The following is a 22,677-nucleotide window of genomic DNA, read 5'->3' on the forward strand; positions in this document are numbered from 1 at the left end:
CAGGGTGCAATATCCGCGGGCTTACCAGTCGCCGTCCTCGACCGGCTTGCCCGGCGCGTCCTTCAGCGGATTGACCTGCTGCGGCGCCGGATCCTGCCAGGGCTCGTGGTCGTCGCCGAGCCAGTCGCCGACCGGTTTCACGCCCTCCAGCGTGTCCGTGGGTGTGAGATCCCCCGCATCCTGGTCGTAGTACTCGTACCAGGGCAGTCCGGCCTTGGTGTACTCCGCACGGTTCACGGGCGACGGCGGGGGAGCCTCGCCGGTGATGCGGCGCCACTCCGGAGGCGTCACCAGGTGCACGAACACCCGCCCGGCGGGCTGCTCCGCCCAGTCCTCGAGCGGCCGGTCGTCCCGGTAGACCTCCTGCCGCATCGAACCGCCGACGCCGAGCCCCATGGCCGCGGCGGGACGCGCACGGCCCGCCGGAGCCGCCACCGGCACCGGGCCGCCCGGCGCGGCAGCCGCCATGGGCAGCGCCGCACCGTAGCCCCCGGCCGCCATGCTTGTCCGCCGCAGGTCGGAGCGGCGCCGCTCCTCCTCGCGCCACTCGGCCAGCTTCCGCTCGGTGAGCGGGAAGGACTGCAGCTGTACGCCGCCCCAGGTCTCCTCGCCCGTGACCTGGCCCTCCACGGTCGCACCCAGGCCCAGCGGAACTGCCACGAACTGGCGGACCGTGCCCTTCCCTGAGTTGATGCCGTCCAGCCAGGGCTGGCGGGGCAGCACGAGATAGTTCTGCGGTTTCCGGGACAGCCGGTCGCTCCACGGCTTGCCCGAGACCGCGCACACCTTGCCGACTCCGACCTGCAGGGCGGCGGGCTCCGTGGTCCCCCCGAAGCTCAGCCACATCGCCTCGCGCAGATACACCGGCAGCATCACACCGCCCCGGGCGCGCCACTGCTCGGGCACCGTGTCGGGGAAGTCCGCGACCTGCCGCACCGGGAACTCGCCCAGCCCCGGCGGCAGCGGATGAGTGCCCGTCTCCGGCAGCCGCAGGGTGCGCACGAACCGCACCGCCACACCGCCCGGCAACCGCAGCGTGTTCCCATCGATCCGCACGCTCGTGTCCGTCATCCGCCCGCCCCCTTGCTTTCCGGCCCCGGACGCGCACCCCGCTCCGGTGACTGCGTCACCTAGAACGACGCCCGGCGCCGTCCTGGTTCCTGCGCAGCACCTCCGGAACCCGCAGCCGCTCGGAATCGCGCAGGCTCTCCCGCAGCCTGGTCAGCCGCGGCATGCGCTCGCCCTGTTCGCGGGACGTGCGGTCCAGCTCCTCGAAGAGGCGCCGGGAGCGGTGCTCGGTGTCCATCTCGTCGAGGATGCGGTTGACCTCGGTCAGCACGGCGCCGTACAGCTGCCAGCTGCGGGCGTCGCGCTGGACCTCCTCCAGCAGCAGCTGGGCGAGCTTGTCGCGGGTGGCTGCGGCCTGCCGCAGCTCCGCGGCCAGCCGGGATTCCGCCGACTCGGCGCTCTCACTGACGTGGCTGGTGACCAGCACCGCGAAGCTGACCACGGCGTCGGCGATCTCCGACAGCAGCCGCTCCACGGCGGCCCCCGTCTCGGGCGCGAACAGCGGCTCGGGATCGCGTTCCTTGGCGAGGTCGGTGAAGGTGCGGGCCAGCACCCGCAGCACCACCGTGCAGATCTCCAGCGTGTCCAGCCCCGTGCGCAGCACCACCCGGTGCAGCAGGCCCTCCCGCACGCGGGGATTGAGCCGCAGACTGTCCTCGGCCTGCCTGAGGGCCGCGTCGACCTCGACGATGTCGTGATCGAGCCGGCGTGCCTCGTGCAGCCGCTCCGTGGCCCGCTCGACGGGCGTGCGGCCGGCGGCCTCCTCGCCCATGCGCAGCATCAGCTGCCGCACCCGGCGGGCCAGCCCCTCGATCGACTCGCCGGCCTCGTCCACCCACACGGGTGGCGCCAGCAGCAGATTGCAGCCGAACCCGACGACCGCGCCGATCAGCGTCTCCACCACCCGGGCCCAGGCCGTGTCCCCATGGGTCGTCACCCCGAGCACCAGCATCGCGCTGATCGCCACCTCGGGCACGTACTCCTCGACCCGCACCAGCCGTCCCACCGCCAGCGAGGCAATGATCAGCAGGGCCAGACTCCACCAGGTCAGGCCCACCAGAAGACTGAAGGCGATGGCGACGAGGACGCCGGCCACGACCGAGTTCACCCGGCGGATGCCGTTGGTGAGGGTGGCGTACAGGGTGACCTGGACGACCAGCAGCGCGGTCAGCGGAGCGGTGAGCGGTGCCGGCTCGGGGCTGAGGCGCAGTGCGACGACGTACGCGATCGTCGCCGCGGCAGCCGCCCGCAGGGTCTGCACGACCATCGGGTCCCGGCGGCGTTTCACAAAGCGCACGAGAGACGCCGTCCACTCACGTACATCTCGCATCCTCGGGCCGTGCCCTTCCTGTCCTTGAGGACCGTGTCATTAGGACCGTAACTGTCCGCAAGGCAGCCTAGATTGTTCATGTCGGTCGAAGGGTGACAGGAGGGGAACAATCATGGAGCACACCCAGGGCCTCGAGGTTCTCACGCGGGCGCACGCTTATCTCGCCGAGGTGGTCGCCGGAGTGCCGGAGTCGACGTGGGGAGCACCGACGCCGTGCACCGAGTGGACGGTACGGCAGGTCCTCAACCACGCGCGGATCGACCAGCAGGCCTACGGGCTCGCGATCACCGGCGGCCGCCCGGACTCGGACCCGTTCCAGCCGGCCGACGCCCTCGACGGAGATCCGGCGGCGGAACTCGACAAGGTGCTGCGCGCGGTGGCGGACGCGTACGCGGGCTTGCCTGCCGACGCCGAACAGGCGCCGACTCCGCTGGGCCCCATGCCCGTGCCGCTCGCCGCGGCGGCAGCGGCCATGGACGCGGCCGTGCACGCCTGGGACATCGCGGTCGCCACGGGCCAGGACCGGCCGCTGACCGGCGAACTCGCCGAGGGAATCCGGCCGGCGGCAGACCGGCTCGTCGATCGTCTCCGGGACGCGTATCAGGTGTTCGCGCCCGCGCGGGAGCTCGCGCCGGACTACGACAGTGCCGAGGCGCTGCTCGCCTTCCTGGGCCGCGACCCGCACTGGTCGCCTGCGGCGCACTGAGCGCCCGCGTCACATCCCGTGCCGGGCGCGCGACGCCCGGCACGCACGCTCGCACCTTGCGAGCACACGTTCCCCCAGCTCTCCGCTCTGTTCGAGCGGTCGCTCCCAGGGCGCGGCGCGCGGATCCGGCCGGCGACGGGACACGGGCTGCGGCGTTCACGGCGCAGCGCACCTGAGACGACGGTCAGCAGACCCAGCCCGATCAGCCAGTTCGTCACCGCCGAGAACTGGTTGACGACGAAGTCGAAGACCTGTCCGGCCAGCAGATCCACCAGGAGCGAGGCCCGCAGCAGGGCGAGGCCTTGCACCCGGTCGCGGCGCAGCCGCACCACCCCGGCCACGGCCAGTCCCAGCATCACCGCCGAGCAGACGACGAGCCCCGTCACCGCACCCCACTCCGGCTCGTGCCGCAGCCGCCCTGCCGCCAGGTCCCAGCCGACGCCGACCAACAGCACGGCGCCCTGCAGCACGGTCCATCCGAGCGTCACCCACTGCGTCGCGCGGTGCGCGAACAGCGTGGAGACGGCCCGACGGCCCCGGGCGGCGGCGTCCCGCACCGCATCCGGCACGCGCACCCCAGACTGCTCCGGCGCCGTCTCCACGCACTCCAGCAACCGCACCAGCGCCAGGTCAACGGGCCGCGTCGAGCCCTCCAACGCCCGCAGCGCAGACCGGCGTTGCCCCTCGGTCAGCCCCGATACGACACCGCAGAGGGCGACGTCGGCGGCGCGCGCCGTCTGCGCCCGCGCCCCCGGCGGGCCGCCGCGCGGCACCAGCCACCGGCTGAGCACCACCAGCCCGGCGAAGGCCAGATAGATCAGCCCGGCAGCCGGCCGGTACAGATAGCCGCCGCCGTCGCTGACCACCTTGCCGATCTCGTCGATGAACAGCCCGAACCCCACCCCGCCCGTCACCGAGCCCCACAGCCGGACCCGGCGGCCCAGGAACACCAGCAGCACGACGAGCCCGGCGGCCATCAGCAGCCCGCCCCACAGCATGTGTGCGATGTGCAGACCGGTGCCGTGGCCGCCGAGTTTCGGATAGCCGGTGCGGGCCAGCAACCACCTGGTCAGCAGCACGGTGGCGACGCCCGTCAGCAGGAACAGTCTCAGGTCGACGCCGGCCGTCGCCGTACGAAAGGGCCTGCCGTGCCTCCGAGTCGTCATAACGGCATGGTCGCTGCCGGGTCCTCCCGCGATCCATGAGGGAAACCCCCGTCCTCACCCCGTGGTTGTCCGCACCCAGGGACGGAAGGCCGCCGGATGGTCCACCAGCTGCCCGCCAGGCAGGCCTTGGATCACGACTGGACGATCGGCGCCCCCGGCGTCGGCGTCAGTGGGGCGCCCCGTAGCCGGCAGCGCATGACGTCCTGATCCACCTTCACCGGGTGACGGCGGCCCGGCTGCGGGACCGGTAGCCGGCGACCTTTGCGAGATTGCCGCAGCGGTCCATGGAGCACCAACGGCGGCGCCGGGCCTGGGAGTCGTCCAGGAACAGCAGCGAACAGCCCGGGTTCTCGCACTCCTTGACCCGCTCCAGCAAGGGGCTGCGCGCCAGGAGGACGGCATCGCGGGCCACCGTCGCCAGAGCCGCGCGGGCCGGCTGCCGCGCCGTCCAGCGGACGGCGCCCAGCTGAGGGGCCAGGTCCGGGCGGGCCGCCGCCTCGTTGATCAGCTCCACGTCGGCCGGTTCCGGTTCCTGCCCGGCCATCGAGGTGCGCACCAGGCGGTAGAGGGCCTCGCGCAGGAGGCGGGCGCCCGCCAGATCCCGGGCGGTGACCCGCACCGGCGCGCCGTCCGCGGCCAGCTCCGCCTCCGTGAACCAACGAGCCAGTGCGGCCGGGTCCGGGAGCCGCTCGAGTGCAGCGGACGAGTGCCGCCGGCCGAGCGTCGCCACGAAGTTCAAGCAGGGGCGGCCGCCGATGAACGGGAACGCGAGTGCCGGGTCGGCGGGGGCGGAGGTGCCGGTCATACGGAAGAGCGTACACCGGTTCATGAGGTGTCGTCCGTGGCTGACCCCCCTTGACACCGGTTGAAGTGGTGTTGGATCGTGACACCACTTCAACCGGTGTCAGTCGCGGCGGCGGCTGTGGCAGGAAGCGGGTGCGGTATGCGTGCGGTACGGATCGACGAGTTCGGTGGGCCCGAGGTGCTGGTGCCGGTCGAGGTGCCCGACCCCGTGGCGGGGCCCGGCGAGGTGCTGGTGCGGGTCGCGGCGGCGGGCGTGAACCGCGCCGACGCCCTGATCAGGAAGGGCGTCTACCACCGGGCCGGGCGGCCGCCGCTGATTCCCGGCGTCGAGGCGGCGGGCGTCGTCGCGGCAGTGGGGGAGGGGGTGACCGGCCTGGAGGTCGGGCAGCGGGTCATGGCTCTGGACGGAGTGAACGCCCCCGGGTTCTACGCCGAGTTGGCGGCCGTGCCCGCCACCCGGGTCACCGTCCTGTCGGACGGCGTGGGCCTGACCGAGGCGGCCACACTGCCCGTCGCCTGGCTCTCCGCCTGGTACTGCCTGCGCCACCTCGCCCGGGTCACCAAGGAGGACACAGTGGTGGTGAAGGCGGCCGCGAGCGGGGTGGGCAGCGCGGCCGTGCAGATCGCCGCGGAGGCGGGCGCGCGGGTCATCGCGCTCGCCGGCTCGGCCGAAAAGGCTGCCTGGGCAGGGGAGTTCGGCGCCCAGGTCACCGTCGACACCTCCGCCCATCCCGACGACGCGGAGGTCGAAGAGGTGCTGCGGCTGACGGACGGCCGCGGCGCCGACCTCGTCCTCGACACCGTCGGCGGCCGGGCGTTCGCCCGCAGTCTGCGCCAAGTGGGCCACGGCGGCCGGGTCGTCGCCCTCGCCAACGTCGCCCTGGAGCCGAGCACCGTCGACACCCGCGACTTCTACCCGAAGAACGCCGCCATCCTCGGCTTCCAGCTCACCAACCTCCAGATCCACGGCTACGACCCCCGCAACGATCTGCGTGAGCTCGCCGAGCGGGTCGCCTCCGGGGCGTACCGGGTACCCGTCGAAACCGTAGTACCGCTCGAACAGGCCCGTGCCGCCCACGAGTTGCTGGAGCGGCGCAGCAACCGCGGCAAAATCGTCCTGGCGGTGGCCGACCTCTGAGTGATCTCATGAGGGAGGCCTCCCGGGCTCCTCGGGGCGCCGGGGGATCGGCCCGAGAAGGGGAAACGAGTGGATTTCGGGAGTATCGGCTCACCGCGGGCGCGGCAGGCGCTGCGCCATGTCGCCGGCCGCTCGACGGGTCCGGCCCTCGGCGCCGACCTGCGGATCACGCTGAACTTCCACCCCGACCGGCTCGTCGGCGGGCTGCCCATCCTCCAGGCGCTGGCCCAGGACGGCGCCTACCACTCACAGTTCGTCACCGGCACCAGCAACGGCGGGCTCACCGCACACCCCGGCGGTGACCGCTGGCGCTGGGAGAGCCGGATCTTCGGCGGCGCCTACGACGACGCCGACCCGCACGAGCGGCCCGTGTACGGCGCGCTGAACTTCCGGCGCCAAGTGGTCGGCGCCGCCCCGCGGTTCGGCTCCTCGCACTTCCGGCTCACCGCCGACGCGCTTGCCCGCGCGACCTTCTGCTATCCCGACAGCGCGGCCGAGCCGACCGACTTCGGGGTGGCCGCCGGCATGTCGCTGATCGCGCTCGCCGAGGCCGACGAGCAGGACGCCCTCAACGACTACATCGAGGCGCAGGTCCACGGCGGCGTGCTGCTCGCCGTGCACATGGAGGCGCTCGTCCTGGACGAGAGCTACCGCGGCACGTCCGTCGAGGCCGCCGCCCGGTTGCTGCCCTGCCCCGTCGAGTGGCACCCCGGCTACCGGCTGAGCGTGGCGCAACTGCAGGAACACGCCGACTACCGCGGGGCGGAGTACGCGGAGCTGGGCGCCCGGATCGCCGAGGACGGCCACGTCGACCCGCGGCTCATCGGCGACGCCGCCCGCACCGGCCGCCACGAACTGCAGGACCTGAAGATGGTCTGGCACACCCTCGCCCGCTTCGGCGCACCCGAGGGAGCGGGCACCGCCTACGCGCCCGGCGGCCACACCCCGGGGGTGAGGACGCCGAGCGCATAGGCGCGCGCCACCAGTTCGGTACGGTTCGACGCGCTCCAGCGCGCCGACAGCCGCCGCAGGTGATAGGTGACGCCGTCCGCGCTGAGGCCGGTCTCCTTCGCGGCCCTGGCAGTGGTGGCGCCCCCGGCGAGCAGCGCCAGGATGCGGGCCTGCACCGGCGCGACCCGCACAGGCTCGTGGGTGAGCGGCTCGCGTTCGCCCCGCACCCGAAGCATCACCAGCAGGGCGGGCGTCTCCTCGACGGTGTCGCTGACCGGGTCGGCGGTCAGTTCCCCGAACCGCTCGCCGCCCGGCCCCTCCCAGCACACCGACACCTGATACCGCGACCGGTGCCGCAGCCGCAGCGCCGGCGCGATCCGCTCCACCTGCGTGGCCTCCTGTGGCCGGAACAGCTCCAGCACGTCACGGCCGCGCAGCCGCCCCGGGGTCGTACCGCACTCGGCCGCCATCGCCGGGTTGGCCAGCAGGACGGCGCCGTACGCGTCGCAGACGGCGACGGGCACGGAGACCCGGTCGAAGAGCGTCAGGGCGCGATTGCGCCACATCACGGCCTCCCGACGGCCCTCTTCCACCAAGACCTCCTGCCACCCGTGCGACAGCGACCCGCAGACGGCCACCCACACGACGGCGACGCGCACTACATGCACTACACAATCATGTGGCGAGCCAGGCCGCCTGATCCGGTCCCAGCAGACCATCGTCCAGTTGGCCGCTCGCCAGCAGGACCGAGGTGTGCTCGGGCAGCCGGTACGGCTCGGCCGAGAGGTTCACCACGGACACGAAGCCGGGCTCGCGGCGGATGGCCAGCACGCCGGCTGGAGCGTCGAGCCAGGTCAGGCCGCCGTCGCCGAGGGCCGGGTGGTCGCGGCGCAGGCGCAGGGCGGCGCGGTACAGCTCCAGCATCGAGCCGTCGACACCGTCCTGCGCGGCCACGCTGTGATCCGCCCAGCCGTCCGGCTGCGGCAGCCAGGGCCCGGCCGTCGTGCCCTCCGGGCTGAAGCCGTACGGTGGACGCCGCCCGGACCAAGGGATCGGCACCCGGCAGCCGTCGCGCCCGCGGTCGGTGTGCCCCGACCGCTCCCACACCGGGTCCTGGAGGACGGACTCGGGCAGGTCCTCGACCTCCGGCAGTCCGAGCTCCTCGCCCTGGTAGATGTAGGCGCCGCCGGGCAGCGCGAGCATCAGCAGGGCGGCGGCGCGCGCCCGCCGGGTGCCCAGGGCCAGATCCACGGGGCCCTCGGGCCGGTAGGGCTCGTTGGCCACCCATCGCCGGACGACCCTGCGGCCGTAGCGGCTGGGGTGGCGCATGACGTCATGGTTGGACAGCACCCAGGTGGCCGGGGCGCCCACCGCGCCGAGCATGGCGAGGGAGTCGTCGATGACGGCCCGCAAGTCCTTCGCGTCCCAACTCGACATCAGGAAGTCGAAGTTGAACGCCGTGTGCAGACCGTCCCGGCGGACGTAGGCGGCGAGCCGCTCCGGGGTGTCCGCCCAGGCCTCGGCGACGAACGAGCGGTCACCGGGGAACTCGTCGGCCACCCGGCGCCAGGCGCGGTAGATGTCGTGCACCTCGTCCCGGTCCCAGTGCGGATGGTCCAGATGCCGCCGCGGTCCGTCGGGCGCCGCTTCCGGGCGGGCCGGCAGGTCGGGCAGCTCGGGATGCTTGATCAGCCCGTGTGCGACGTCGATACGGAAGCCGTCGACACCCCGGCTGAACCAGAACCGCAGGATCGACTCGAACTCTGCCCGCACTTCGGGGTGTTGCCAGTTGAGGTCCGGTTGCTCGGGGGCGAACAGGTGCAGGTACCACTCCCCGTCGGGCAGCCGGGTCCAGGCCGGGCCGCCGAAGCAGGACACCCAGTCGTTGGGCGGCTCGGCGCCGTCCGCCCCGCGGCCGGCCCGGAAGACGTAGCGCTCCCGCTCCGGGCTGCCCGGTCCCGCCGCCAACGCCGCCTGGAACCAGGCGTGCTGGTCGGAGGTGTGGTTGGGCACGATGTCCGGGATCACGCGGATCCCGTGCCGGTGTGCCTCGTCGATGAGCAGTTCCGCCTCGGCGACCGTGCCGAACAGCGGATCGATCCGACGGAAGTCGGCGACGTCGTAACCGTGGTCGGCCATCGGCGACTTGTACCAGGGGTTGATCCAGATCGCGTCCACGCCGAGCGACTTCAGATACGGCAGCCGCGAGCGGATCCCTGCGATGTCGCCGACGCCGTCGCCGTTGCCGTCGGCGAAACTGCGGATATAGACCTGGTAGATGACGGCGTCGCGCCACCAAGGTGCGGTGCTGGTGGACATATGGGTGCGTACTCCTCGTACATCAGTAGAAATAGGGCTACTTGGCCGCGCCCGCCGTGAGGCCGGCGACGATCCGGCGCTGGAACAGCAGCACCACGACCACGAGCGGAACGGTGACCAGGACGCCGGCGGCCATCTGACTGCCGAACGGTGTCTCGAACTGGGTCGCCCCGGCGAACTTGGAGATCGCCACGGGCGCGGTCTGGATGTCCGGCTTGTTCGTCATCGACAGCGCGATGAGGAACTCGTTCCAGGCCGCGATGAACGTGATGATCGCCGTGGTGAAGATGCCGGGCGCGGCGAGCGGAATGATGACGCGGCGGAAGGCCTGAGCACGGGTGCAGCCGTCGATCATGGCCGCGTGCTCCAGCTCGTCGGGCATCTGCCGGAAGAACGCCGTCAGATTCCACACCGCGAGCGGCAGTGTGAAGGACAGACTGGGCACGATCATCGCCTGGTAGGTGTTGATCCAGCCGAAGCCGACGAACATCTTCAGCAGCGGCACCACGATCGACACCACCGGGAACATCGACGTGGCGATGATCAGCGTCAGCACGAACCGTTTGAAGCGGAACTCCAGCCGCGCCATCGCATACGCCGTGAACGTGGCCAGCAGTAGTGCACACACGGTCGTGATGCCCGCCACGACAAGACTGTTGAACAGAGCCCGGGTGAAGTTCTCGGACGGGTCGAGCACGGCACGGTAGTTCTGGAACGAGATCCGGGCCGGGAACGGGGAGTTGTCGAAGATGTCCGAGGTGCGGCGCAGGCTGGAGACCAGCATCCAGTAGAAGGGTGCCAGGCAGTAGGCGACGACCGCGGCCACCCCGAGCCAGAGCAGTGCTCTGCGCAGGACCGGGTGCAGGGTGGTGGGGTTCATGCGGCCACCTCCTTGGGGCGGCGCGGCACCACGTCGGCGCCCAGCAGCCGCACGAACGCCAGCGCGATGAGGAAGACATAGACGAAGAGGATCACCGCATACGCGGCGGCCGGCCCGAAGCGCACGTTCGCGGCCTGGTCCTGGGCGAGCATGGACAGCGTCTCCACTGAAGTCTTCTGCGCGCCGATCAGGATGTACGGGAGGTCGAACATGCGCAGCGCGTCGAGCGTGCGGAACAGCACCGCCACCAGCAGCGCAGGCTTGACCAGCGGCAGCGTGATGCTCCAGAACTGCCGGGCCACGCCTGCCCCGTCCATCCGCGCCGCCTCGTACACCTCCTTCGAGATCACCTGCAGTCCGGCCAGCACCAGCAGCCCGATGAACGGAGCCGTTTTCCACACATCGGCCACGATGACCGCGACCTTGGCGTGGAACCCCTCGGTGGTCCACAGGATCTGACGGCCGATCAGGGCGTTGGCCACACCGTCGCTGTTGAAGATCCAGCGCCACAGCAGACCCGTGACGGCGGTGGGGATCGCCCAGGGCACGAGGATGGATGCGCGGACGACCGCCCGGCCGCGCAGCGCCCGGTGCATGATCAGCGCCATCGCGATGCCGAGCACCGTCTCCAGGGCGACCGTGGTGACGGTCAGGAAGGTCGTGTTCCAGAAGGCGTTCCAGAAGCGGTCGCCCGCCGCCCCGAAGATAGCCGTGTAGTTGTCGGCGCCGACGAACGGGTCGTGGTCACGCACGAAACCCGTCCTGGGGTCGAGCCCCGGGGTGCCGTAGAACGAGTCCTTCAGCGCCACGATCGTCGGATACAGCACGACGACCGCCAGGACCAGCAGCGTCGGCGAGACGAGGAGGGCCGCGATCCTGCCCTCGCCGGAGGTGGCCGTGCGGCGGCGGCCCAGGAGGGCTCGGCCGGCGTTCCTCCTGCGCGGCTGCGCTGCGGGCCGGTCGACGCTCTCGGGCGGATTGTGGGTGGTCACCATGTTGCGTTTCCTCACTTCCCCGCCGCCTGTTGCTGCAGGTCCTTCTGCAGGTCATCGAGCGCGCCGGCGCTGCTCTTGGCTCCGGTCAGCGCTGCGAAAGCCTCCCGCTGCACGGCCGCCGTGACGTCTCCGTAGCCGAAGACCCGAGGCCGCGGCACCGCGTGAAGGATCGACTGCTTCAGGACGGGCAGGTACGGATACTTCTTCACCAGGTGCGGGTCCTGGTACAGGGCCTGGTAGGTGGGCGCGGCCGGGGCGTAGGCCAGCGTGAACCGCTGGGTTGCCTGGCTGGTGAAGAACCGGATGAAGTCCAGGGCGGTGGCCTTGTTCCGGGCCGAGGCGGACAGCGCCAGGTTGTGGCCGCCCAGGCTGGAGGCGCCGGGCCCGTTCAGACCGGGCAGTGGTGCGACGGCGAACCTCCCGGCGACCTTGCTGGAGCCGTCCTTCTTGTTCGCCAGCGGATACATGTACGGCCACTGCCGCTCGAAGACGAGCCGGCCGGACTGGAAGGCGCGGCGGGCATCCTCCTCCTGGTAGGTGGCGGCCTCCTTGGGGATGGTGCCGTCGCGGAAGGAGCGGACCAGGAAGTCCAGGCCCTTTCTGGCCTGCGGGGTGTCGAGGTGCGGGCGTCCCTGGGCGTCGGTGACGACCCCGCCCGCGGAGTTCACCGCCTCGGCGAAGTTCACCGTCAGGCCCTCGTACTTCTGGAACTGCCCCGTATAACAGGACACTCCCTTGGCCGCGGGCAGTGTGCGCACCCTGGCGCAGTCCGCCTTCAACTCCGCCCAGGTGACCGGCGGTTGGGTGATGCCGGCCTGCCGGAGCAGATCGGTGCGGTAGTACAGCATGCCGCCGTCGGAGCTTGCCGGGACGGAGTAGAGGCCGCCGCGGTACATGCCGGTCGCGACGATCGGCTTCAGCATCTTCCCCAGCGGGAAGCGGTCCTCGGGCAGCCGGTCCACCCACCGGTGCGCCGCGAACTCCGAGGTCCACACGACGTCCAGGGACAGCACGGTGAACGCGTCCGACCTCGTTGCCGCGTTCTGGATCATCTGCTGCCGCTGGGCGTCGGGATCGGTGGGCAGCTGGACGAAGGTGACCTTCTCACCCGGGTGCAGCTTGTTCCAGCGGTCGAGGACCGCCCGCACGGTCCCGGTGTTGTCGGCACCGGCGACGTAGGTGATGGGGCCGCGGCCCGTACTCGACACGGAGCCGCCGCCGGTGCCGCACGCGGCAACGGCGGCCAGCCCCGCGCACAGTGCACCGGAGCGCCGCAGCGCTCTGGTCTTCCTGTTCTTCAAGGTCACTCCCGGGCAGCGATTGCTGAGATAAATATGCAGGTCAGACCGCATTGATGTGAGATCTGATCAAGTAATTGGTTCCCGCTGAGACAACGCTTGCAAGCTAGGAGCAAGCCGGGCGGAACGTCAATGCGTTACGCACAAGTAATGCCGTGACAGCGCTGTCACGAAGGAGGGCGGCCCGGTGCACGCTTGTGCTAACGTCCGCCCATGCCAGCAGCTCAACGGCACCCCACGATGTCCGATGTCGCGGAACGGGCCGGGGTCTCCACATCCACCGTCTCCCGCACCCTGCGCGGACTGTCGAGCGTCTCGCCGGACGTCCGCGCCCGCGTCGAACAGGCCGCCCGCGAGCTGAACTTCGCGGTCTCCCGGCAGGCCTCCAGCCTGGTGACCGGCAGGACCGGCGTGGTGGCGGTGCTCGTGCCCACCCTCAAGTCGTGGTTCATGGGCTCGGCCCTGTCCAGCCTGGGCCCCCTGCTGCGCGCCGCGGACATGGAGCTGGCCCTCTACGTGATACCCGACCTGACAGAACGCGCCTCGTTCTTCGAACAGCTGCCGGCCCGGCGCAACGCCGACGCCCTCCTGGTCCACTGCTTCGACCTCACCGAGGAGGAGAGCGCACGGCTCGACGACCTCGGGATGCCGGTCATCTACGTCAGCCAGCACGCCGAGGGACGCCCGAGCGTGTACGTCGACGACGCGGCCGGTGCCCTGAGCGGCACCCGGCACCTGCTGAACCTGGGGCACCGCCGTATCGCCTTCATGCAGAGCCCGGGCGCCACCGGCTTCTCCTTCAGCTCCCACGCGAGGTTGCACGGCTACCGGCAGGCGCTCGCCGAGGCGGGCATTCCCGTGGACGACTCCCTCGTGGTGGCCGCTCCCGCCGAGGACAAGCGCGCCGTCGCCGAAGCCCTGGGGCAGCTGCTCGGCCTGCGCGAGCCGCCCACCGCGGTCTTCGCCGAACAGGACGAACTCGCCGCCACCCTCATCTGGACCCTGCGCAAGGCCAGGATCGAGGTGCCGGAGGCGATGTCCGTCCTCGGCTTCGACGACCAGCCGCTGGCCGAGTGGTTCGACCTGACCACGGTGGCTCAGTCGCCCTCCGAGATGGGCCGGGTCGCCGGCGACCTGGTCCTGCGGTTGATCAACGACCCCGAGGCGGACCACGAGCGGCACATCGTCCTGCCGACCCGCCTGATCCCGCGGGGCACCACCGCCCCGCCTTCCGGGCCCCCGGCGCAGGACGAGAACCCCTCCTGAGGGCTTCCGCAAGCCCCCGGGCGCGTTCTCGACTACACGATCATGTAGTCCCGTGGCGCGGACGGCCGGGTCCGCTCGACCAATCTCGAACGCAGTACTTCCGTACCGCGAAAGGCAGTTGTCGGGCCATGCCCCCCACCGCCCTGCACCCCCACACCGCGGACACCCTCCCCGGCGACGACCCGCGCACCCTCGTCGAGCTGATCGAGGACCACCCCGCCCTGCGCGGCGCCCTCGACTGGCCGCAGCTGCTGGAGATCCTGACCCCGCTGCGGCCACGCCACTACTCCGTCTCCTCCTCGCCCGCCGTGGACCCCGGCCACGCGGACCTCATGATCTCCCTGCTCGAAGCCCCCGCACGCTCCGGCAAGGGTGTCTACCGGGGGACCGGGTCCGGGCATCTCGCCGGCATCGAACCCGGCGAGACGATCCTCGCCCGGATCCAGCCCTGCCGGGAGGCCTTTCGGATGGACCACTCCGCGCCGGTGATCATGGTCGCCGCGGGCACCGGCCTGGCCCCCTTCCGCGGAGCCGTCGCCGACCGCACGGCCGCGCTGGCCGCAGGCGCCGAACTCGCCCCCGCCCTCTGCTACTTCGGCTGCGACGCGCCCGACGCGGACTTCCTGCACGCAGAGGAACTGCGCGCTGCCGAGGCCGCCGGGGCGGTATCGGTCCGCCCCGCCTTCAGCACCGCGGGGACCTTCGTGCAGCACCGCATCGCCGCCGAGGCCGACGAGGTCTGGCAACTGCTCGGCGCCGGGGCCCGGGTGTACGTCTGCGGCGACGGTTCGAAAATGGCACCGGGTGTGCGGGAAGCGTTCCGTACCCTGTACCGGAACCGCATGCCCGGCGCCGATCATGCGGCGGCCGAGGAGTGGCTCGACGCACTGATCGCGGACGGCCATTACGTCGAGGACGTGTACGCGGCCGGCTGACCGAGGGGAGAGGTGGGCGCACGGTGGTGGACTCCTGGGAACGGGCCCGGCGCATCCTGGAGGGCGCACGGATCCCTCCCGGCCGGCTGGCCCACCTGCGTCCCCTCGCCGGTGGCACCTACAACACCGTCGAGGAACTCCGGCTCACCGACGGCAGCCGCTACGTACTGAAGGTCGCGCCGGACATCCCGGGACTGCGCTACGAAAGCCGGCTTCTCGTCGCCGAGGCGGAGTTCTACCGCGGCGCCGAAACGGCCGGGGTGCCGACGCCGCGGCTCGTCACCCTCGACGACGACAGCGCCGTACTCCTGATGACCGCATGTCCCGGCGATCCGTGGGACGGATCCTTCACCGAGGCCGAACGGACGTATCTGCGCACGGAGTTGGGCCGCCAGGTGGCCGCCCTTCACCGCGTCACCGGAACCGCCTTCGGCTATCCGTCCGGCGCACTCGGCCCCCTCGCCGCCGACTGGCGGACCGCCTTCACCGGGATGCTCGACGCGATCCTCGGCGATGCCCGCCGCTTCGCGGCCCGGCTGCCCAGGCCGGTCGACGAGATCGCGGTCACGCTCCGCGCCGCGTACGACGCCCTCGACGAGGTCACCGTCCCCGCACTCGTCCACTTCGACCTGTGGGACGGCAACATCCTCGTGGAACGCTCGGCGGACTCCGTCCGCATCGGCGGGCTCATCGACGGGGAGCGCATGTTCTGGGGCGACCCGCTCGCGGAGTTCGTCTCCCTGGCGCTGCTGGGGGACATAAGGAAGGACGAGGCCTTCCTCTCGGGTTACCGGGAGGGCGGCGGGCGCGCCGAGTTCGACTGCCCGGCCCTCCTCCGGCTCGCCTTGTACCGCGCCTACCTCTACCTGATCATGCTGGTGGAGACCGTGCCGCGGGCGATGGGCGAAGGGGACATCCGGTGGCGCGAGGAGGCCGTCGCACCGGACCTCGTGGCCGCCCTCGACGAGATCGAGGAGGCCACCTCTTAGCTCACATCGTGAACTAAGGGTTGGAGGAATGTCGCGCCAAGTCTGTCCGCAGAGGTATGTTGCAGGTCGGACAGGGCGCGAAAGGAACCACATGGCGGGGCGGAACGGGCGCACGGTGCGCGACCTCAGGCGGGCCAACCGCGCGGTCGTGCTGCAGCGGCTCTACTTCGACGGACCCCTCAGCCGCTTCGAGCTCGGCCCGGTGACCGGGCTGAGCTCCGGCTCGGTCAGCAACGTCGTCGCGGACCTGGTCGCCGACGGCCTGGTCGAGGAGGCCGGCAGCGTCGACTCCGACGGCGGCCGCCCCCGCACCCTGCTGCGCGTGGCACCCGGCGCCGGCCACATGATCGGTGTCGACGTCGGCGAGACCCGGGTGCGCGTCGAGCTGTTCGACCTCACCCTCACCGAACTCGCCCGCGCCGAGCGGCCCCTGGAACAGCAGCGCTACGACGTCGAGGTCATCGTCGGCCACATCCGGGACGGGATCGCCGAGGTGCTCGCCGGCGCCGGCATCGACCCCGAACAGCTCCTCGGCGTCGGCATCGGTGTCCCCGGCATCGTGGAGCGCACCCCCGAGAGCGGCGCCGTCGTGCACGGGCAGACGATCGGCTGGGACGCCGTCCCACTGGAGGCGCTGCTCCGCTCGACCTCGCAACTCCCGGACGGCGTCCGGTACTTCATCGACAACGGCGCCAAGACCCTCGGCCAGGCCGAGATGTGGTTCGGTGCGGGGCGCGGTGCGCGCAACGCGATCGTCGTGCTGTTCGGCTCCGGTGTCGGCGCCTGTCTGGTCACGCCCGAGGTCGAGCACGGGCGGGCGGTGGAGTGGGGCCATCTGACCGTACGGGTCAGGGGGCGCCGCTGCCGTTGCGGTGCGCTCGGCTGCCTGGAGGCGTATGCGGGTGCGGAGTCCCTGCTGGAGCGGTGGCGGGAGGATGGGGGACGGCCCCCGGAGGGTGCGGACGAGGAGACGGCGCTGACGGCGATGCTCGCCGCGGCGTATCCCTCCGGAGGTGGGGCGGCTGATCCGGTTGCCCTGGCCGTGCTGGAGGAGACCGCCGAGTATCTGGGTGCCGGGTTGTCCGACCTGATCAACCTGTTCCAGCCCGAACGGATTCTCATCGGGGGATGGGCGGGGCTTCAGCTCGGTGCGCGGTTCCTGCCTGCGGTGCGGCGACATGCGGCCTCGTATGCGCTGCGGCATCCGGCCGAGAAGGTCACCATCGAGCTGGGGCGGCTCGGGCCCGACGCGGTGACCGTCGGTGCGGCGATTTTGCCTCTGGCGGATTTCTTCGCCCGGGGCGGGCGGCGGCTGGAGCCGGTGCCCGAGGGGCCGGTGCCTGCGTGGCAGACGGCGTTGGAGGAGCGACTCTGAGAGTGCCGCGGAGGGCTGTGTGTCGTCTGCTGCGTCGTCGTGGCTTGTCGCGCCCACGCGGCGGAGCCGCATATCGGCACAGCCCCGCGCCCCTTTGGGGCGCACCCCCAGGTTTCGTCGGTCACCGGCGGAGGTACTCGCGAGTCGCTCGAACGACGTGAAGGGAGTGCGCCGTGGCCGATCGGCATGACGCAGGCCAGGGCGGCGAGCCCGTGCCGCGGGATCTGCCCGACCAGCAGGTCGGCGAGGGCGAGGACCCGCTGGACATCCCTGTTCCGGAGGTGGACCCCGACGAGGCGGACGACGAGGTGCCCGACACCGACGAGGCCGGTACCGGGCGCCGGGACGGCCCCCGTTCGGCCACCGTCCACCCCGAGCACCCCGCTCCGGACGAGTCCTCCGCCTGACCGCGACAAGAACCACCATGGGTATCGGCGACCGGGTCCGGACGTGGCCCGTCTACCGGCAGCTCACCGGCACCGACCGCACGGGCCGGGGGAGCGCCGCGAAATCCTCGTACACCGAAGGCCTGCGTCCCCGCACGGACAGTGCGGATCGTGTGGTGCAGTCCGTCTGCCCCTACTGCGCGGTCGGCTGCGGCCAGCAGGTCTATGTGCGGGACGAGAAGGTCGTCCAGATCGAGGGCGATCCCGCCTCGCCGGTCAGCCGCGGGCGGCTGTGTCCCAAGGGCTCGGCGACCCTGCAGCTGACCACCGGGCCGGCCCGTGAGCACCAGGTGCTCTACCGCCGCCCGCACGGCACCGACTGGGAGAGCCTGGACCTGGACACGGCCATGGACATGGTCGCCGAGCGGGTCCTGCACACCCGGCGCGAGACCTGGGAGTGGGAGCGCGACGGGATGCGCACCGCCCGCACCCTGGGCATCGCCAGCCTCGGCGGCGCCACCCTCGACAACGAGGAGAACTACCTCATCAAGAAGCTGCTGACCGGCCTCGGCGTGGTGCAGGTGGAGAACCAGGCCCGGGTCTGTCACTCGTCCACGGTCGCCGGGCTCGGCACCTCCTTCGGCCGCGGCGGCGCCACCACCTTCATGCAGGACCTGCAGTACTCCGACTGCATCGTCATCGAGGGCTCCAACTTCGCCGAGTGCCACCCGGTCGGCTTCCAGTGGGTGATGGAGGCCAAGAAGCGCGGCGCCCGCATCATCGACGTCGACCCGCGCTACAACCGCACCAGCGCGCTCGCCGACCTGTACGTGCCGATCCGCGCGGGCACCGACATCGCCTTCCTCGGCGGGATCATCAACCACGTCCTGATCGAGGAGAAGGACTTCCGCGAGTACGTCCTCGCCTACACCAACGCCTCCACCCTGGTCGGCGAGGACTTCCGCGACACCGAGGACCTCGACGGCGTCTTTTCGGGCCTGGACGAGGAGATGAAGCACTACGACCCCACCACCTGGCAGTACGAGGGCGTCGAGATACAGCAGCCGGCCGGTGAGGCCGACGAGCTGTACGAGGAGCGCACCCGCAAGTCCGCCGGCTCCGAGGCCCACGGTTCCGGCGGAGCGCGTACGGGGCACCGCGCCCCTACCGACGAGACCCTCCAGCATCCGCGATGCGTCTACCAGATCCTCAAACGGCACTACGCCCGCTACACGCCCGAGATGGTCGAGGAGGTCTGCGGCATCCCCCGCGAGACCTTCCGGCAGGTCTGCGACGCACTGACGGCCAATTCCGGCCCCGAGCGCACCAGCGCCTTCTGCTACGCCGTCGGCTGGACCCAGCACACCACCGGTGCCCAGTTCATCCGCGCCGCCTGCATCCTGCAGCTGCTGCTCGGCAACATCGGCCGCACCGGCGGCGGCATCCAGGCCCTGCGCGGCCACGCCTCCATCCAGGGCTCCAGCGACATCCCCACCCTGTTCAACCTGCTGCCGGGCTACATCCCGATGCCGCACGCCCACGAGGACATGAACCTCGACAACTTCGTCGAGACGACCCGCACGGTGAAGGGCTTCTGGTACGACATGCGGGCGTACATCGTCAGTCTGCTGAAGGCCTATTACGGCGACGCCGCCACACCCGACAACGACTTCTGCTTCGACCACCTGCCGCGCCTGACCGGATCCCACTCCACCTACGACACGGTCATGGCCCAGCTCGACGGCGCCTGCAAGGGCTACTTCCTGCTCGGCGAGAACCCGGCCGTCGGCTCCGCCAACACCCGTCTGCAGCGGCTCGGGATGGCCAACCTGGACTGGCTGGTCGTCCGCGACTTCTCCCTCATCGAGTCGGCGACCTGGTGGAAGGACGGCCCCGAGATCGAGACCGGTGAGCTGCGCACCGAGGACATCGCCACCGAGGTGTTCTTCTTCCCGGCCGCCTCCCACACCGAGAAGTCCGGCTCCTTCACCAACACCAACCGCTGGGTGCAGTGGCACTACCAGGCCGTGGAACCCGAGGGCGACGCCCGCAGCGACCTGTGGTTCATGTACCACCTGGGCCGCCGCATCAAGGAGAAACTGGCCGGCTCGACCGACCCCATGGACCGGCCCGTCCTCGACCTCGTGTGGGACTACCCGGTCAGCGGGGACCTCGAGGAACCCGTGGCCGACGCCGTGCTCGCCGAGATCAGCGGGCACGGTCCCGACGGCACCCCGCTGAGCGCGTACACCGAGCTGAAGGACGACGGCTCCACCCGCTGCGGCTGCTGGATCTACTGCGGTGTCTACGCCGACGGCGTCAACCAGGCGGCCCGCAAGAAGCCCGAGTGGGAGCAGGACTGGGTGGCCGCCGAATGGGCCTGGGCCTGGCCCGCCAACCGCCGCATCCTCTACAACCGAGCCTCCGCCGCCCCCGACGGCACGCCCTGGAGCGAGCGCAAGAAGTACGTCTGGTGGGACCCGGAGGAGGGGAAGTGGACCGGGCGCGACGTCCCCGACTTCGTCCCCGACCGCGCACCGGACTTCGTCCCCGACGAGGACGCAGTCGGCCCCGACGCGCTGCGCGGCGACGACCCGTTCATCATGCAGGCCGACGGCAAGGGCTGGCTGTTCACCCCCGCAGGCCTGGAGGACGGCCCGCTGCCCACCCACTACGAGCCCCAGGACTCGCCGTTCCCCAACGCCCTGCACCCCGCGACCCCGCGCAACCCGGTGCGCGAGCTGATGCCTCGCGAGGGCAACCGCTATCACCCCAGCGGCGACGAGAAGGGCGCCGACGTCTTCCCGTACGTCGTCACCACGCACCGCCTGACCGAGCACTTCACGGCTGGCGGGATGAGCCGCTGGTCGGAGTATCTCTCCGAGCTGCAACCGGAGTTCTTCTGCGAGGTCTCGCCCGCGCTGGCCCGCGAACGCGGACTGGAGAACGGCGGCTGGGCCACCATCATCACCGCCCGGAACGCCGTCGAGGCACGCGTGCTGGTGACCGACCGGATCCGGCCCCTGCGGGTACAGGGCCACACCGTCCACCAGATCGGCCTGCCCTTCCACTGGGGCCCGAACGGCGTCGCGAAGGGCGATGCCGCCAACGAACTGGTGGCCATCGCCCTCGACCCCAACGCCCACATCCAGGAGGACAAGGCGCTGACCGCCGACATCCGCGCCGGGCGCCGCCCGCGCGGCCCGGCCCTGCCGAGGCTGGTCGCCGAGTACCGCAGCCGGGCCGGCATCACCCCGGACACCGGAACGGAGGTGCGCAAGTGAGCGAGGAACGCGTCGGCTTCTTCACCGACACCTCCGTCTGCATCGGCTGCAAGGCCTGCGAGGTCGCCTGCAAGGAGTGGAACGCCATCCCGGAGGACGGGTTGTCGCTGACGGGCATGTCGTACGACAACACGCAGGCGCTCGGCGCCTCGACCTGGCGGCACGTGGCCTTCATCGAGCAGCCGCGCCCGGACGGCCGTACCCAACTCCCGCTGATCGAGGGCGAGTCGACCGCGCAGGAGACGCCGGTCGGCGGCGACGGCGAACTGCGCTGGCTGATGTCCTCCGACGTGTGCAAGCACTGCACCCACGCCGCCTGCCTCGACGTCTGCCCCACCGGCTCGCTCTTCCGCACCGAGTTCGGCACGGTCGTCGTCCAGGAGGACATCTGCAACGGCTGCGGCTACTGCGTACCCGCCTGCCCGTACGGCGTCATCGAGCAACGGCCACACGACGGACGCGCGTTCAAGTGCACGATGTGCTACGACCGCCTCGGCGCGGGACAGGAACCGGCCTGCGCCAAGGCCTGCCCCACCGAGTCCATCCAGTTCGGCCCGCTCGACGAACTGCGCGAGCGGGCCGCGCTGCGGGTCGACCAGCTGCACGAGGCGGGAGTCACCGACGCGCGGCTCTACGGCCACGACCCCGACGACGGAGTGGGCGGCGACGGCGCCTTCTTCCTGCTGCTGGACGAGCCCGAGGTGTACGGGCTGCCCCCGGACCCCGTCGTCACCACCCGGGACCTGCCCGGGATGTGGAAGCACGCCGGTGCGGCGGCCCTGTCCCTGCTGGGCGGACTCGCGGCCTGCTTCGCGCTCACGGGAAGGGGCCGGCGATGAGCACGACCGAGGACGCGGGACGCAGGCGACGCCGCCGCGGGGAGCAACCCGTCGTTCCCCGGGCCGAGTTCGAGTCCTACTACGGCCGCCCGGTCATCAAGGCACCCTCCTGGGCCGCCCCCGACATCGCCGGATACTTCTTCCTCGGCGGGCTGGCCGGAGCCGGATCGGTGCTCGCGGCGGGCGCTCACCTCACAGGACGTACGACGACCGCGACGGCGCTGAAGGTGTCCTCGCTGGCCGCCGTCTCCCTGTCGGCCGCCGCCCTGATCCACGACCTCGGCAGACCGAGCCGGTTCGCGAACATGCTGCGGGTGTTCAAACCGACCTCGCCCATGAGCATGGGGTCCTGGCTGCTCGGCGCCTACGGACCCGCGGCGGGTGTGGCCGCGGCGAGCGCCGTGACCGGACGGTCGCCGCGTCTCGGGGGCGCGGCGACCGGCGCCGCCGCCCTCCTGGGCCCGGTGGTCGCCACATACACCGGGGTGCTGGCCGCCGACACCGCCGTGCCGGCCTGGCACGGCGCCCACCGGGAGCTGCCGTACCTCTTCGCGGCGTCCGCGACCGCGGCGGCGGCCGGGATGGCCCTTGTCGCCGGTCCCACGAGCGAGAACGCACCGGCCCGGTGCGCCGCCGGGCTGGCGGCGCTCGCCGAGGCAGCGGTCACCAAAGCGGCGGAGAAGCGCCTGGGCATGGTCGCCGAGACCTGGCAGGAGGGCCGGGCGGGCGCGCTGCTGCGGGCGGCGCAGGTGCTCACAGCGGGCGGTGCGGTCACCGGCGCCCTCTTCGGCGGACGGCGCGGCGCCGCGGTCGCCTCCGGGCTCGCCCTGCTCACGGGATCGGCGTGCACCCGCTTCGGCGTGTTCGCGGCGGGCATCGCCTCGGCGGAGGACCCCAAGTACACGGTGGTGCCGCAGCGCGAACGGCTCGACGTCGAGCCTGCGTAGG

General features: G+C 71.6%; 19 protein-coding genes and 1 pseudogene. 11 read left to right on the forward strand and 9 right to left on the reverse strand.

Features of this window, described 5'->3' with window-relative positions:
- Positions 1-21: 21 nt before the first annotated feature.
- Entirely contained in the window at positions 22-1,071 is a 1,050-nt protein-coding gene (locus EDD92_RS44480; protein ID WP_123969515.1) for a hypothetical protein, read from the reverse strand.
- Positions 1,072-1,126: 55 nt separating this feature from the next.
- On the reverse strand, positions 1,127-2,398 hold the full coding sequence (locus tag EDD92_RS44485; protein WP_123969516.1) for an FUSC family protein: 1,272 nt from the start codon (positions 2,396-2,398) through the stop codon (positions 1,127-1,129).
- A 112-nt stretch (positions 2,399-2,510) separates the two neighbouring features.
- Here EDD92_RS44485 and EDD92_RS44490 point away from each other — a divergent pair, with 112 nt between their 5' ends.
- Positions 2,511-3,104, forward strand: a complete 594-nt coding sequence (locus EDD92_RS44490) for a TIGR03086 family metal-binding protein (protein ID WP_123969517.1) — start codon at positions 2,511-2,513, stop codon at positions 3,102-3,104.
- Here the strand turns inward: EDD92_RS44490 and EDD92_RS44495 are convergent.
- Both EDD92_RS44495 and EDD92_RS44500 read right to left on the reverse strand, forming a co-directional pair.
- Positions 3,035-4,270, reverse strand: a complete 1,236-nt coding sequence (locus EDD92_RS44495; protein WP_123969518.1) for a hypothetical protein — start codon at positions 4,268-4,270, stop codon at positions 3,035-3,037. The genes EDD92_RS44490 and EDD92_RS44495 overlap by 70 nt on opposite strands.
- A gap of 214 nt (positions 4,271-4,484) precedes the next feature.
- Positions 4,485-5,075, reverse strand: a complete 591-nt coding sequence (locus tag EDD92_RS44500; protein ID WP_260327185.1) for an ABATE domain-containing protein — start codon at positions 5,073-5,075, stop codon at positions 4,485-4,487.
- Positions 5,076-5,213: 138 nt separating this feature from the next.
- Between EDD92_RS44500 and EDD92_RS44505 the strand changes: the two genes are divergently transcribed.
- Together EDD92_RS44505 and EDD92_RS44510 are read left to right on the forward strand one after the other, a co-directional pair.
- On the forward strand, positions 5,214-6,212 hold the full coding sequence (locus EDD92_RS44505) for a zinc-binding alcohol dehydrogenase family protein (protein WP_123969520.1): 999 nt from the start codon (positions 5,214-5,216) through the stop codon (positions 6,210-6,212).
- 69 nt (positions 6,213-6,281) lie between these two features.
- Positions 6,282-7,184 (forward strand): DUF3626 domain-containing protein, encoded by a 903-nt coding sequence (locus EDD92_RS44510; protein WP_123969521.1) that lies wholly within the window; start codon positions 6,282-6,284, stop codon positions 7,182-7,184.
- On the opposite strand, the gene EDD92_RS44515 is transcribed toward EDD92_RS44510, so the two are convergent.
- From EDD92_RS44515 to EDD92_RS44535, 5 genes are all read right to left on the reverse strand, one after another.
- Positions 7,136-7,729 (reverse strand): PAS domain-containing protein, encoded by a 594-nt coding sequence (locus EDD92_RS44515; RefSeq protein ID WP_399185550.1) that lies wholly within the window; start codon positions 7,727-7,729, stop codon positions 7,136-7,138. The two genes, EDD92_RS44510 and EDD92_RS44515, sit on opposite strands and share 49 nt — an antisense overlap.
- A 109-nt stretch (positions 7,730-7,838) precedes the next feature.
- A complete protein-coding gene (locus tag EDD92_RS44520) occupies positions 7,839-9,482 on the reverse strand; it encodes a glycoside hydrolase family 13 protein (RefSeq protein WP_123969522.1) in 1,644 nt (547 codons plus the stop codon).
- 37 nt (positions 9,483-9,519) lie between these two features.
- On the reverse strand, positions 9,520-10,362 hold the full coding sequence (locus EDD92_RS44525) for a carbohydrate ABC transporter permease (RefSeq protein ID WP_123969523.1): 843 nt from the start codon (positions 10,360-10,362) through the stop codon (positions 9,520-9,522).
- Positions 10,359-11,357 (reverse strand): carbohydrate ABC transporter permease, encoded by a 999-nt coding sequence (locus tag EDD92_RS44530; protein WP_123969524.1) that lies wholly within the window; start codon positions 11,355-11,357, stop codon positions 10,359-10,361. Before EDD92_RS44530 ends, EDD92_RS44525 begins: the two co-directional genes overlap by 4 nt.
- Before the next feature lie 11 nt (positions 11,358-11,368).
- The gene (locus tag EDD92_RS44535) at positions 11,369-12,658 is read right to left on the reverse strand and encodes an ABC transporter substrate-binding protein (RefSeq protein WP_260327186.1); all 1,290 of its coding nucleotides are present in this window, start codon (positions 12,656-12,658) and stop codon (positions 11,369-11,371) included.
- 210 nt (positions 12,659-12,868) lie between these two features.
- Here EDD92_RS44535 and EDD92_RS44540 point away from each other — a divergent pair, with 210 nt between their 5' ends.
- The 8 genes and pseudogenes from EDD92_RS44540 (at position 12,869) to nrfD (ending at position 22,676) form a co-directional block, all read left to right on the forward strand.
- Positions 12,869-13,921 carry a LacI family DNA-binding transcriptional regulator gene (locus EDD92_RS44540; protein ID WP_311736804.1) on the forward strand — a complete coding sequence of 351 codons (1,053 nt, stop codon included), beginning with the start codon at positions 12,869-12,871 and terminating at the stop codon, positions 13,919-13,921.
- A gap of 167 nt (positions 13,922-14,088) precedes the next feature.
- Positions 14,089-14,856 (forward strand): annotated as a pseudogene (locus tag EDD92_RS44545) (reductase); the annotation flags it as partial.
- A gap of 23 nt (positions 14,857-14,879) precedes the next feature.
- Positions 14,880-15,845 carry a phosphotransferase family protein gene (locus EDD92_RS44550; protein ID WP_123969526.1) on the forward strand — a complete coding sequence of 322 codons (966 nt, stop codon included), beginning with the start codon at positions 14,880-14,882 and terminating at the stop codon, positions 15,843-15,845.
- Positions 15,846-15,936: 91 nt separating this feature from the next.
- Positions 15,937-17,220 carry an ROK family protein gene (locus tag EDD92_RS44555; protein WP_123969527.1) on the forward strand — a complete coding sequence of 428 codons (1,284 nt, stop codon included), beginning with the start codon at positions 15,937-15,939 and terminating at the stop codon, positions 17,218-17,220.
- A gap of 173 nt (positions 17,221-17,393) precedes the next feature.
- A complete protein-coding gene (locus tag EDD92_RS44560) occupies positions 17,394-17,627 on the forward strand; it encodes a hypothetical protein (RefSeq protein WP_123969528.1) in 234 nt (77 codons plus the stop codon).
- 17 nt (positions 17,628-17,644) lie between these two features.
- On the forward strand, positions 17,645-20,890 hold the full coding sequence (gene fdh / locus EDD92_RS44565) for a formate dehydrogenase (protein ID WP_123969529.1): 3,246 nt from the start codon (positions 17,645-17,647) through the stop codon (positions 20,888-20,890).
- Positions 20,887-21,729 (forward strand): 4Fe-4S dicluster domain-containing protein, encoded by an 843-nt coding sequence (locus EDD92_RS44570; protein ID WP_123969530.1) that lies wholly within the window; start codon positions 20,887-20,889, stop codon positions 21,727-21,729. Before fdh ends, EDD92_RS44570 begins: the two co-directional genes overlap by 4 nt.
- Positions 21,726-22,676 carry an NrfD/PsrC family molybdoenzyme membrane anchor subunit gene (nrfD, locus tag EDD92_RS44575; protein WP_123969531.1) on the forward strand — a complete coding sequence of 317 codons (951 nt, stop codon included), beginning with the start codon at positions 21,726-21,728 and terminating at the stop codon, positions 22,674-22,676. Before EDD92_RS44570 ends, nrfD begins: the two co-directional genes overlap by 4 nt.
- The last annotated feature ends 1 nt before the right edge of the window (position 22,677 follow it).

The sequence above is a fragment of the Streptomyces sp. TLI_185 genome (genome assembly GCF_003814765.1).
In the GTDB taxonomy this organism is placed as follows: Bacteria; Actinomycetota; Actinomycetes; order Streptomycetales; family Streptomycetaceae; genus Streptomyces.